Source organism: Tenacibaculum sp. (genome assembly GCF_050290165.1).
GTDB lineage: Bacteria > Bacteroidota > Bacteroidia > Flavobacteriales > Flavobacteriaceae > Polaribacter.
The window spans coordinates 1-12,551 of sequence record NZ_JBNKHD010000012.1 but is presented as its reverse complement, the minus strand read 5'-3'; the positions used below and the strand labels follow the sequence as shown (position 1 = coordinate 12,551).

The following is a 12,551-nucleotide window of genomic DNA, read 5'->3' as shown; positions in this document are numbered from 1 at the left end:
TTTTATTTATATTTAATATACTTTTATTACTCTGCCGGATATATATTATTCTCTAAATTAACATCAGCCATTAATTTAGACGGATCAATTTCAACCGATTTTACATCTTTTTTTGTTGTAAAAGTATACGTTGGATGTGCAAAAGTCCAATCGGTAATAATAGTTGCGTTTGTTGGTTTTTCACCACGCATCATTCGTAATGGAATATTGAACGATTCTTTTGAACCATCAGTATAGGTAACCTCAACATCAATAGGCATTGGCATTTGACCTATTCTCTCTAAAGTAACCTCTTTTCCGTTTACCGATTTAATTCCATAATCAATTGTATGAATGGTTTGTGTCCATTCATTTAAATACCAATCTAATTGAATACCTGAAACTTTTTCTGCAGTACGCTTTATATCGTTAGGTGTTGGGTGCTTAAATGAAAAATCTTCAAAATACTTCTTTAATGTTTTCGCTACATTTTCTTCACCAATAATATACTCTAACTGGCTTAGGAAAATGTTCCCTTTAGAATAACTAGCTATTCCATATCCAGTGTTCGTATTATATCTATCTGCATGCGTTGTTAAAGGCTCTTCAATATTGTTCTGCACTACATAATTGTATCCTCTGTAAGAACCTGCATGTGGATTTACTTTTCCTTCTCCTAAAATTTCATTTTCAGCCTTATTAGAAATATAAGTTGTAAATCCTTCATCCATCCATGGATGCTTGCTTTCATTCGTTGCTAATAAAAACTGAAACCAAGTATGTGCTAATTCGTGAGCAGTAACTCCAAACAAACTTCCCCATTTACGTTGCCCAGTAATTAACGTACACATTGCATACTCCATACCTCCATCTCCTCCTTGAATTACTGAGTATTGCTTGTATGGATATTGCCCTACATTTTTACTATAATAATTCATTAATTCCGCTGTTTTAGGCTGTAATTTTTTCCAGTTTTCTAAAAATTCTGGAGCCAATGTTTTCTTATAAAAAAAGTGCAAATCGATTCCGTTATCCATCTTGTAGGTATCGTGGGCAAATTTAGGATCGGCTCCCCATGTGAAGTCATGTACATTAGGTGCTGTGAACTTCCATGTTAATTTACCTCCTGAAGGAAGATTTAATGGTTGTGTTTTATCTTCATAACCATGACCTACCTCTTGTGGGTTTTGTACATATCCTGTTCCACCTACTACATAGTTTTTATCGATATGAAGTGTTACATCAAAATCTCCCCAAACACCATGAAACTCACGACCAATGTAAGGTGGCGTATGCCATCCTTCAAAATCGTATTCAGCCATTTTTGGGTACCATTGTGTCATTGACAAAGCCACACCTTCTGCATTATCACGTCCTGAACGACGAATTTGCTTTGGTACCTGCGCATCAAAAACCATATCAAACGTTACACTTTGTCCTGGTTGAATTGGCTCGTTTAATGTAACCTCTAAAATAGTTCCAACAGTTTCGTGCTTCACTGCTACTCCATTTTGTTTTAACGAACCTACTTTGATATACCCAATTTCTGAAGGTGATAATTTACTAATACGATCTCCTACTCTCTTATCTGGATCTTTAATGTTTCTTGAGCGAACATCCATTTGAGAATTAGGTTGAAAAGCATTAAAATACAAGTGATAAAACACCTTATCTAATACATCCGGTGAATTATTGGTGTACACTAATTTTTGTATTCCTTTATATTGATATGTTTTTACATTCATATCAATATCCATTGTATAACTTACATGTTGTTGCCAATAGCCTTGGTTTATTGGCTCTTGTGGTTTCACTCCCTTAGTGTTTGCTGCATTTGTTGATGCACAAGCAACAATAGACAATAGTGAAAGTCCCAAAATTATTTTTTTCATATTAAACCGGTTTAATTCCCATTGAGATTAGTGTTCTTTTTAAATTCTCTAATTCTTTTTCATCTTTTAATATTGAAAAGCTGCGTTTTCTACCATTCAACAATTTTAAAAAAATACGTTCTCTACCTAACACCTTTCTTACTTCTAATCCTTCAACATCTGCTAATTTGTAGTTCGATTTCCACGACCTTTTTAACACATAAAAAAGCACTACAGCCACCGATATTAAGGCTAAAAATAGCATTACAATAAATAGCAATTCATTTTTAGCATAACTCATAAAAAACAACTGAATTGCCATATTAAATACATTAACAAGCATTAAAAAAATAACCAACCATGAGTGTGTTGGTACTTCATCTTTGATTTTTAATTTTTGTTGCTGTTTATCAAACTCTAATTGCATAAGGTGTTTGGTAATAAAAAAAGAGCATCAAAATAATGCTCTTTTTTAGCTTGTTTATAAATAGATTTATTTTCCATTTACCATTCTATCAGCCATTCTTACTGCGTTGTATGCATTTACAACACGCCCTGAAACTGATAAATCTGCAAAAGGAACTTTTTCTGGCGCAACACCATATCTAGATCCTGTACCTGGTTTAAGAACTTCTAAATCAATTTTAGTTCCAGAGTTCATCAAGATATGTTTTACTTGACTTGCTGTTAATTCTGGGTAGTAAGAACGAACTAATGCTGCAACACCAGCAGTTGCTGGTGAAGCAAATGATGTTCCATCTAACTTCTTATACTCATTATCTGGAGTCGTAGAATATACTTGTACCCCTGGCGCAAATACATCTACATTCTTTTTACCATAATTCGAGAAAGATGCAGGTAATTCTTCGTTGTATTTTGCACTCATTGCTCCTACTGTTAAGAAGTTATCCGCAATTTCGTTTATTAAGTCTGGTGCATCATTAGGAAAAGTTTTTTCCACATCAATATCCTTACCATCATTCCCTGCAGCATTTACAATTAACACATCTTTAGACGCTGCATATTTGATAGCATCATAAACCCATTCTTTGTTAGGAGAAAATCCTTTACCAAAACTCGTATTGATTACTTTTGCTCCGTTATCAACTGCATAACGAATTCCTAATGCTACATCTTTATCATACTCATCTCCATCAGAAACAGAGCGTACTGCCATAATTTTCACATTATCAGCAACTCCATTCATTCCTTTTCCGTTATTACGAGTAGCCCCTATAACTCCTGAAACATGTGATCCATGAAGCTCTCCTTTTTCTGAGTGACCAGTATTACCATTTCCAGATCCTGGTTTATCTTTGATATCATATGCATTATCTCCAACAACTGTACGATAATCTATTTTTAGATTATCTCCGTCAATAGTTTTTTGAGCATTCTTAATTCCTTTTTCAAAGTATTCTTTTGCTTCTGATAATGATTCAAAATATCCTAGCATTTGAGCCGCATAAGATTTTGCTTGGTTTAATACTGGGTCATTAGTATTAATAGCTGCTACTTCATCTTTTGTATATGATGATTTCCCAAAGTATTTTGTTAAAACTTTATCAGATTCAACGGCTCCTGTTTTGAAGTTTCCGTAACGGTTAAGTGTATTTTTAGCTTCTTCAATTTTTTCTGCTTGATATGCTTTTACTTCAGCTAAAGTTTCTGCATCAGCCACTGAAGGATTCATTAAAATACGTTCATACTCTAAATGCTCTTTGTATGCATCCCCTAAAAAGTTCCACCCATTGATATCATCAACATAACCATTCTTATCATTATCAATACCGTCTCCAGCAACTTCCTTAGAATTTACCCAAGCAACATCAACTAAATCTTCGTGTTTTAAATCAGTACCCGAATCAACAACTCCAACTACAACTTCCATATGCTTCTTACCTTTTAAGAACTCATACGCTTTATTTACACTCATTCCAGGGATAGTATCCGTTGCTAGGTCTAAATGTTGCCAGTTTTCTTGTTCATAATCCGTTAATTCAGCTTTTTTAGCAGGAATATTAACTACTGTATTACTTCCTGCTGGTACAGGCATTTTGCTTACTGTTTTACAACTAGCTAATGTAGCTACTGCAATTGCCGAGTAAAATACGGGCTTTAAAACTCTCATAATATCTATCTTAATTAAAAATATCTGTAAATTTAAATGTATCCTTTAAACGAACTCCTTTTTCTGTGTGTTTTACTGTTATAACCTCGTTATAAGCATCGTGCTCCAAAAACAGGTAATACTCTTTATCTGCAGCTACATTTAAAAAGGCTTCTTTTTCCTTTAAGGTAAGTAATGGACGCGTATCATAACCCATAATATATGGCAATGGAACATGACCCGCTGTTGGCAATAAATCTGCCATAAACACTAAGGTTTTTCCTTGGTATTCTATTTTTGGTAACATTTGTTTTTCAGTATGCCCATCTTTGAACAATACATCAAAACCAACATAATCCTTTGCATTTAAATGCAAAAAGTTTAATTGACCGCTTTCTTCAATTGGTAAAATGTTTTCTTTTAAAAAGGATGCTTTTTCTCTTGCATTTGGGTGAATTGCCCAATCCCAATGACGCTGATTACTCCAAAAACGTGCATTTTTAAAAGCTGGTTCATACCCTGTTCTATCCTTATTCCATTGAATCGCTCCTCCGCAGTGATCAAAATGTAAGTGTGTTAAAAATACATCAGTAATATCATCTCTATGAAAACCATATTTTGCCAAAGAAGTATCTAACGAAAAATCTCCATATAAATAATAATACCCAAAAAACTTATCGGATTGTTTGTTTCCAATTCCAGTATCGATTAAGGTTAATCGATCTCCATCTTCAATTAGCATACAGCGCATGCCCATTGAAATCATGTTGTTTTCATCGGCTGGATTTGTCTTTTGCCAAATAGACTTTGGAACCACTCCAAACATAGCCCCACCGTCTAATTTAAAATTACCTGTTTCTATCGGATAAATTCGCATAACCACAAAGATGCAGAATTTTAGCGAATTAATTTGTTAAGGAAAACAAAAAGATAAACACCATACAGTTGAAACACGTTTAATGTATCCATTTTTTTGGGGTATAGCCTATGGTAACACCACCCCAGTAATGCATCTTTTTTCCTCCAGTAAACTCTTGGGTTCTTGCTGTAAAAGTATATTTTAAATGGAATCTTTCCCACAACAGTAAACGAATTCCGGTATTAAACTCAAATAATACTCTATTTATCTCATCGGGAGGAATGGTATACACACTTTTATCATTAAACATTAATCCTTCAAGTGTAGAATTATAACCTACAATTCTCACAAAAGGATTTATAAAAAAGCTTCCTCTCAAATTTTTCTTCTCAATATAATTAGACTTAAAGTTTGATTTAGTAGGAATCATAATATTTCTATAACCAAGTGTTGGATACGAATTCAGGTTTACAATATCTACAAAAAAAACCTCCTTGTAAATTTATCATGTAATTACCTAAATCAACACCAACGGTATATGAGGTGTTTTTAAAAAAAGAGCTTTGAGGTGTTAGTTTTTTATTTATTCTTTTCAAATACCTCACGTTGTAATTCAAAACTAAACTTCCTTCATAACCAATTTGATTATGCCACCCTAATGGATTAGGTCTGGTGCTTCCCAAAAAATTTATATCATGTAAAAAATATTGTACTCTTCCGGGTCCAGAACCTCCCATATTCCCTATTAAAAATTTAGAAGAGATACTCTCACTATTATCCAATTTGATAGAATTTTTACCAAAAGCTAAGTAAACCAAAGAAGAATAAGGTCTATCACCTATTACAGGAGTAACGGAGGTTAAATCTTGCGGTGTATACCCTACACCTCCTAAAGAAATAGTTTGAATGTTATAACTATTCTTTAGCTCGTAAAAAGGTTGCTTAAAATTAAATTTTTCAAACAGAAGCTCTATGTTAAGTCCTCCTGTATAGTTTTCATCCTTATTGTCTATGGCTAAAAAATCGTTTTCATGTGTAATAAAGATTTGTGCGTTGCTAATAAAACTGAAAAAAAGTAAGAAGATGAAGGGTTTATTCATAACAAAGGTTGGTTAGTTTCTATAAATTTACATTAAAATATTAACACTTCTAACCTTATACTACCTATAAACTAAAAACAAAAAGATGAACCTAAGTCCATCTTTTTATCTTTTTCTTATAAGGAATATTCTATTTTCTAGATATGCTATCTGCCATAATTAATGCATTATAAGCATTTAAAACTCTACCTTATTTTGATAGTTGATTAAATGATGTTGTTTTTCTTTATCTTCTTTTGTTGAGATACTAAAACATAAAAGCATACTTTCATAAAGAAATTAGAGAAACACTTCTGTTTTACCTAAATACTTATTCATCAAAAAATAAAATTAATTATCTCTTACTGTATTGCTATTTCTGAAAATTTATCACATTTAGGACCATCTTCTTTATCTGTTGTAGTTACTGTCTGGTCATTTAATAATTGAAATTGCACTCCCCCTTTAATATTTGACAAATTATTTAACTTTGCTACTCTAAATTTTTCTAACGTTAATTTTACTTTCTTCATTTTGTTATATATTAATTAAACTGAGTACAAATAAAAAAATTATTATATTTTAATAACTAATCCCTACTCTTAAATTAACCAACATTTATAAAAACAGACTAATTAACCTCCTTTTTTTCAAGCTCTTTTAAAAAATAAGATGGCTTTATTCCATTTAAGTTATAAAATGCTTTTGAAAATGATTCTGCATTGTTAAACCCAGCTTCTTTAGCAATAGCTTTTACTGTATATTTTCTTAAAATAACATCCTTTTTTAACCGTTCTACTATATAAGAAATTCTTAAATCATTTAAATACATAGAAAAAGATTTCCCTTTGTAATGATTAACTATCTTAGAAAGATATTGTGTATTTGTATCTAAATCTTTTGCTAGAGAGTTTAACGTGATATTACTATTAATAAACTTTTGCTTTATTTCAAAATCATTCAACCCTTCTAAAATAATCTCTCTAATTTGTTTTGGTATATTTGTATTTTCTTTTTTAATTTTTACAACTTCAACAACTTCCTTAGAATTGATTAATTCTTCAAATCTTTGTTTGTAAACTCTCTTCTTATGAAATTGGTAGACAAAGAGTATTAATAATAAAACTACTATTAAAGAAATAGTAGTGATAATAGAATGAAAAAAAACTTTATTTTTTTTCATTTGTTTTATCACAATTTCTTTTTCGGATTTTAATTTTGGGATATCGTACTCTCTATAAATTTTCCTATTTAAATACCTTTCATTGTAATTTACAATACTGTCGAATTTGATAAGTTTATTGATATATAAAAGTTGATTTTTTAAATCATTATCTTTTTTATATTTATTAATTAAGCTCTCGTAAGCTTCCCTAACAAATGAAAAAATGGGTTTCTCTATCTGAAATAAAGAATCTACCTTTTTATAAACTATTATTTTTTTCTCCTCTTCATTAATTCCCTCGAAAGATTTTCCTAAATAGAAGAAGACATATGTTAGGAAGTTATCTGATTTTCTCTCTTTAAAAAAAGGAATCTCTCTTTCAAGTAACTCAATAGCAACTCTGTAATTCTTTTTATGGCACTCAACAATTCCTTGATTGAGGTTTAAATGATGGTATCTGAACGTATCTTTCGACCTTAAAGACAGAGTTTTACCTAACTTAATATAGCGTTGAGCAGAGTCTATTTTTTTTGACTCCGTATAGAGATTTGCCAGTTCCATTATTGAACTTAACCTTTTTTCTTCTAAACTATTCTTCTTTGCATATTCTAAATTTTCTTTAAAAATTATGGCCGCTTCATCATACATTTTAAGCCTTCTTTTCAATGAACCAATACTGTGTTTAACTCTAATCTCTAATGATTTATTGTTATGTTTTTTTGCATATTCAATTGTTAACAAATAGTTGTCTATCGCATCATCATACTGATAATTATCCTGATAATAATAAGCCTTAATTAAATATGCTAGAGAAGGATAGTATTTTATGCTTTTTTTAGACATTAAGTTAATCATGCTATCACTATACTTCAACACTCTTTCATCATCATATAACCCAGATAATATATAATACCCTGCAGCTATTCTTTGTTTGTGTTTTTCTCTTTTGGCTGCCTTTATAAAAGCTTTGATATACCTAATTTTATCTTCTTTTTCCTTACTTTTTTCATAGTAAGAAAAAAGTTCTTCCATTGTTTTACTTGAAAGAGTATCAATCTTCTTTTGTCCAAAAGAATTTATAAACAAAAGCAAAAAAAGGAATAGTACTACCTGTTTTTTACATGCATCTAATTTATTTTTCATTTCTCAACTAACTTCCTTTTACTTTTTTATATAAAAAATCATATAATAACATTTCATACATTCGCTGCTTGCTATTGAATATTCTGTTTACTAACATATGAATCAAGCTTGCTAATAAACTTTCTAAAGAAACCTGTAACTTCTTCTCTTCATTTTTAGTTAAAAAAACAGCTATTATTTCTTTTTGTTGAGTACTTAATAACGTTAGTTCTGTAATTAAAGAAACTTGAGTTATCTCATTGTACTTAGCATTCATTTCTTTTCTCATACTTTTATTAGTACTAAACTCTTTTTGAAATTGGTTTTTATTTCGTTCTAAGAATAACAATTCTTGTTTTTTTGAAAAATTGAAAGTACTTATAATTTGCTCTATGTATTTAAGTGTATAAACAAACCTATCTTTATCATCAATCGTTTGTTCAATAAGGTTTAAAACAGCTTCACTATCCCTATAGAAAAAGGATTCTGCATTGTCAATTGTATTTTCTCCATAACGCTCAAGTTCTCTCTTATAGGTTCCTATTTGGATATCCCAAACTTGTTTAGTCTCGATAAGAAATGTTATTTGTTTTTGGAATTCTAAAATAACACTTCCTATGTCTTTAGTATTGTTTAAGCGAAAACGAATTCGTAAATGAGTCTCAGGATCAGCATAACGAATAAAAAACCATTTACTTATTAACTTTTTTTCAAAAAGAAGAGAAACTAACGGCTTTATACATAATAACAATACATTGTCGGCTACTTCGGTTCCACAATAAATTTTATAGTACACCCACTTTTCTCCTGGGTAAAAATTTCTTTTTACTTCAACTTTCATTTTCAATAAACACTTTTGTTGTTATAAAATGAAATTACAAATTGATTGCAAAAAGACTTGTCTTTCCTCTTTACAAGCTCATCATTAGTAAATAGAAACTCTTCTAAAACAAAGTCCTTTTTATTTTTAACAGCACCATATAGCATTTGAACAGATGTTTTATTTTCTAAATAGACTAGTAACCTATTATCTCCTTCAACCAATTCTACATAGTTAGGAAGCTGCAATTCTTTTTTCCAATTCACCATAAGCTTAAAAAAATCATTAGTTTTTATTATTTCTTCTAACTTTTCTGTTTTAAGATTCCATCTGGCTTTAGAAAAAATAATATTTCCAAACACTACTCTTGGTAAAAAAGGAAGTGTTAAAAAAGTTGAATTCCAATTAAACCCTATACTAGATCTTTTATTTTGAGTTTGCACTTCACACAAAAAATGGTAGATAGGTAATGCACTTTGACTATAATTATGTGCATTTCCTAATCTGGGGATTATCTCTTTATCAAACTTTTTTGAAAAAAGTTTAATCTCATCGTTTTTAACCGTAACTAAAATATCATTTAATGGGATTTGTTTTTCTTCATCTACATTTGGGTTTCCTAAATAAGGGACTTCATAATCTCTAATATTAGGGCGTTGTAAAATATTTCCTGTTCTAGCTTCTGGTAAATGTACTATTTCGGCTATAATTTTATCCTCTTCAAGTTTCCTTTCTGTTTCAGCTATATTCTTTATATGTCTTAACAAACCTTCACTACCATGACCAAACCTGCCTAATAGATTTATAGCACTACTACCTCCAGTTCCTTTTATAAACAGCTTTTCTTCACCTGAGTTTTTAAACACTTCTATAATTGATGAAAAGGTATCAGGCAAATCATCCCAGTTCTCCTCTATATGTTCAAAATCTTGTTCTACTAATCTAATTGAGGTTTCTCTTTTTGCTAATGCTTGAAATAACTTCTCCTGTAAAATAATATCTACATCTGTCCAAACTATATGTTTATATCTTTTTTTTGTTGGAGTGTTTATAATTTTATCTAAAAAAGGAGTATTATTTTCATCCTTTTTTCCATATCCTATACCTGTTTCAACGTCTAAAACTAAGTTTAACGGCAACCATTCACCTTCGTAACGTTTTGTATAAGCTTTTTTAAAATCCTCTAACCTTCCATTTGCTGAACGCAACGTCATTTTATTGAAAACTCTTAACGCTTTGTATAAATCATTTTTAAGTTTGCTGTCTAGTTTATTTTGAATTGTTTTTGAGAAAGTATCCGTTTGAAATAAATACTTCGTATCTTTTTGGGGAGCTACTTGTTTGCTTAGCTTCTCAATTTCTTTATATCTATATGCTGGGTTTTCAAAAGAATCATCCATCTTATTTAAATGACTTGATAATTCCATGAGTTTGTTTTTGAGTTTCTCATCCTCAGAAATCTCAAAAACTCTTTTTATTAAATTAGAAAAGTAATCACTTCCTGTAACAGTAACCTCTAGTTCAGACACCAAAATCTGATGCTCAATTAACTCTTCAACAAACCCTTTTGCTTCTATCAGCTCAATATCATCTTTAACAAGTACTTTTGCTAATTCTTTAATTGCTTTTCCTTCTTTTGCTGCTTCGAGCACCTCTTTTAAATATGTAGAAAATTTAACTCCCTCAATTGAATACTCTCTTTTTTTGTTTTTTATTACGTACTCAACATACCTGTAATGTTCTCCTATTTTGTATAAGCTTGAATTCGGAAAAAACAGTATTTGTTTTCTAATTTCATCTTCCTTTATCAATTCTAAAGATAACTCTGCTAAAAAAGTAGTGTCAAAACGAGTTATTCTTTTGTAGTCTTTTATTGCTGCTAATTGAATTGATGTTTCATCACTAAAACTTCCTTGAGAACAAGAAGCAAACAACCCAAAAGGAGTGCAACGAGTAGATATTCTAGTAAAATATTTTAAGATTGTTAATCCTAACCTTTCATTTTTCTTCTCGTCAAGAATTGCTTGATTTTCCCATTTTTGAATTTGCGCTACTAATTCAGGAGAAGCTAAAAATAAAGCCTCTTTAAAAATTTTGTTTTGTAACGAGTTTCTAAAATCCGTTTCTAAAACCTCTTTTCTTTCAATTAAAGTTTTATAATCAGAAAGAGAAAATAACGGAGTTCTTAAGCAATAAGAATCAAAAATTTGATATGGTACCCTCTTCTTTTGAGCCAATTTTTTAGTGTCTTTATTGATGCAAATGTAATTATTATTAAAACAAACTCGAAAAACAATTAAACTACTAATAATCAATAAAAAACAACTATAAACTCTAACTCGAAATTTATAAAAACCGTCCATTTTTTTATAAATCTCGCTATATATGGATTTTTTACTGCATTTATTTTGCGTTGGTTTGTACTCAATTCGTAGACAGGGAAAGTTATACGTGAAAAAGAAAACCTACCTCCTTTATTTGTTCTCGCAGTAAAGGGGGTTTTATTTTAAAAAGTATATGAGCAAGCAAATATTTCCTAAAGAAATTATCGAAAACAGTATAGAAGCACATCAGTTTAAACACAGTAATAAAAGTAAGATTATTTATAGTATAATTTTAGTAACATTAATAATAATTTTAGTCTCTTTGCCTTTTATTAAAATAACCATTTATAATACTTCTCAAGGACTTATAAGACCAGACAAAGAGCGTGTTTTATTACAAAATAGCACCAGTGGTAAAATTATTTTTCATCAGCTTAAAAACAACCTTGAAATACATAAAGGTGATACTTTATTATTGGTAAACAATTTGGCAATTACTCAAAAAATTAAAAACACAATAAGTCTATTAAATGAAATCAAAACTTTTATTGAAGATTTAGAGTTTTTATCTAAAAACAAACAACCGAATTATAAATTAAAATCATTAAAATATCAGCAGGAATATGATTTTTACCAACAGAAGTTAAATGAACTACATACACGTTTTAAAAAAATAAAAGAAGACTACAATCGTAACCAAAAACTTTTTAAAAAAGGAGTGATTGCTAAAGTTGATTTGAATAGTTCTCAACTAGAATACAACTTGGCTTTAAGTTCCATTTATCAATACAAAAAACAACAGTCGAGTGCTTGGCAATCTAAATTAGTAGATTATCAAACACAATTAAAAGATTTAGAAAACAATCATACTCAACTGAAAGAAAGTAATAATTTGTCTGTAATTAAAGCTCCTATTTCTGGTACGTTATTAAACGTAAAAGGAATTGAAAATGGAAGTTTTATTCCTTCTGGTTCGCAACTCGCCGAAATATCGCCCAAATCAAATCTAATTGTAGAATGTTATATAAATCCAACCGACATTGGCTTACTACAAAAAGAAAACAACGTAAACTTTCAAGTAAGTGCTTTTAATTATAACCAATGGGGGTTAGCAACAGGTAAAGTACTAGAAATAGGGAACGATATACAAATGGTGAACGATACGCCCATGTTTAGAGTAGCATGTTCTTTAAACCAAGATTTTTTAGAGTTAAAAAATGGC

11 protein-coding genes are annotated in these 12,551 nt (G+C 30.2%); 1 reads left to right on the top strand and 10 read right to left on the bottom strand.

What is annotated here, in order from left to right; all coding sequences use genetic code 11:
* Positions 1–26: 26 nt before the first annotated feature.
* The 10 genes from ACQY6M_RS09480 to ACQY6M_RS09435 all read right to left on the bottom strand — a co-directional run bounded on the left by ACQY6M_RS09480 (position 27) and on the right by ACQY6M_RS09435 (position 11,242).
* Entirely contained in the window at positions 27–1,871 is a 1,845-nt protein-coding gene (locus ACQY6M_RS09480) for a M1 family metallopeptidase (protein WP_428741645.1), read from the bottom strand.
* A 1-nt stretch (position 1,872) separates the two neighbouring features.
* The gene (locus tag ACQY6M_RS09475) at positions 1,873–2,277 is read right to left on the bottom strand and encodes a hypothetical protein (RefSeq protein WP_428741646.1); all 405 of its coding nucleotides are present in this window, start codon (positions 2,275–2,277) and stop codon (positions 1,873–1,875) included.
* A 66-nt stretch (positions 2,278–2,343) separates the two neighbouring features.
* Positions 2,344–3,981 (bottom strand): S8 family peptidase, encoded by a 1,638-nt coding sequence (locus ACQY6M_RS09470; RefSeq protein ID WP_428741647.1) that lies wholly within the window; start codon positions 3,979–3,981, stop codon positions 2,344–2,346.
* A 10-nt stretch (positions 3,982–3,991) separates the two neighbouring features.
* A complete protein-coding gene (locus ACQY6M_RS09465; protein WP_428741648.1) occupies positions 3,992–4,837 on the bottom strand; it encodes an MBL fold metallo-hydrolase in 846 nt (281 codons plus the stop codon).
* Positions 4,838–4,916: 79 nt separating this feature from the next.
* Positions 4,917–5,249: a lipid A-modifier LpxR family protein gene (locus tag ACQY6M_RS09460; RefSeq protein ID WP_428741649.1), complete on the bottom strand. Its 333-nt coding sequence runs from the start codon at positions 5,247–5,249 to the stop codon at positions 4,917–4,919.
* A 7-nt stretch (positions 5,250–5,256) separates the two neighbouring features.
* Positions 5,257–5,919, bottom strand: coding sequence for a lipid A-modifier LpxR family protein (locus tag ACQY6M_RS09455; RefSeq protein ID WP_428741650.1), 663 nt, complete (start codon positions 5,917–5,919; stop codon positions 5,257–5,259).
* A gap of 341 nt (positions 5,920–6,260) precedes the next feature.
* Entirely contained in the window at positions 6,261–6,431 is a 171-nt protein-coding gene (locus ACQY6M_RS09450; protein WP_428741651.1) for a hypothetical protein, read from the bottom strand.
* A gap of 98 nt (positions 6,432–6,529) precedes the next feature.
* Positions 6,530–8,206, bottom strand: coding sequence for a helix-turn-helix domain-containing protein (locus ACQY6M_RS09445; RefSeq protein ID WP_428744949.1), 1,677 nt, complete (start codon positions 8,204–8,206; stop codon positions 6,530–6,532).
* 7 nt (positions 8,207–8,213) lie between these two features.
* Positions 8,214–9,026: a thiopeptide-type bacteriocin biosynthesis protein gene (locus ACQY6M_RS09440; RefSeq protein ID WP_428741653.1), complete on the bottom strand. Its 813-nt coding sequence runs from the start codon at positions 9,024–9,026 to the stop codon at positions 8,214–8,216.
* Positions 9,027–9,028: 2 nt separating this feature from the next.
* Positions 9,029–11,242 carry a lantibiotic dehydratase family protein gene (locus ACQY6M_RS09435; RefSeq protein WP_428741654.1) on the bottom strand — a complete coding sequence of 738 codons (2,214 nt, stop codon included), beginning with the start codon at positions 11,240–11,242 and terminating at the stop codon, positions 9,029–9,031.
* A 280-nt stretch (positions 11,243–11,522) separates the two neighbouring features.
* On the opposite strand from ACQY6M_RS09435, the gene ACQY6M_RS09430 reads away from it, so the two are divergent.
* The coding region (locus ACQY6M_RS09430; RefSeq protein WP_428741655.1) for an HlyD family secretion protein at positions 11,523–12,551 on the top strand (1,029 nt) is incomplete at its 3' end.

Excerpts from the sequence above, each read along its gene's own strand:
- ACQY6M_RS09455 (WP_428741650.1), bottom strand. The coding sequence starts at position 5,919 with ATGAATAAACCCTTCATCTTCTTACTTTTTTTCAGTTTTATTAGCAAC.
- ACQY6M_RS09440 (WP_428741653.1), bottom strand. The coding sequence starts at position 9,026 with ATGAAAGTTGAAGTAAAAAGAAATTTTTACCCAGGAGAAAAGTGGGTG.
- ACQY6M_RS09465 (WP_428741648.1), bottom strand. The coding sequence starts at position 4,837 with ATGCGAATTTATCCGATAGAAACAGGTAATTTTAAATTAGACGGTGGG.
- ACQY6M_RS09445 (WP_428744949.1), bottom strand. The coding sequence starts at position 8,206 with ATGAAAAATAAATTAGATGCATGTAAAAAACAGGTAGTACTATTCCTT.
- ACQY6M_RS09475 (WP_428741646.1), bottom strand. The coding sequence starts at position 2,277 with ATGCAATTAGAGTTTGATAAACAGCAACAAAAATTAAAAATCAAAGAT.
- ACQY6M_RS09480 (WP_428741645.1), bottom strand. The coding sequence starts at position 1,871 with ATGAAAAAAATAATTTTGGGACTTTCACTATTGTCTATTGTTGCTTGT.
- ACQY6M_RS09450 (WP_428741651.1), bottom strand. The coding sequence starts at position 6,431 with ATGAAGAAAGTAAAATTAACGTTAGAAAAATTTAGAGTAGCAAAGTTA.
- ACQY6M_RS09470 (WP_428741647.1), bottom strand. The coding sequence starts at position 3,981 with ATGAGAGTTTTAAAGCCCGTATTTTACTCGGCAATTGCAGTAGCTACA.
- ACQY6M_RS09460 (WP_428741649.1), bottom strand. The coding sequence starts at position 5,249 with ATGATTCCTACTAAATCAAACTTTAAGTCTAATTATATTGAGAAGAAA.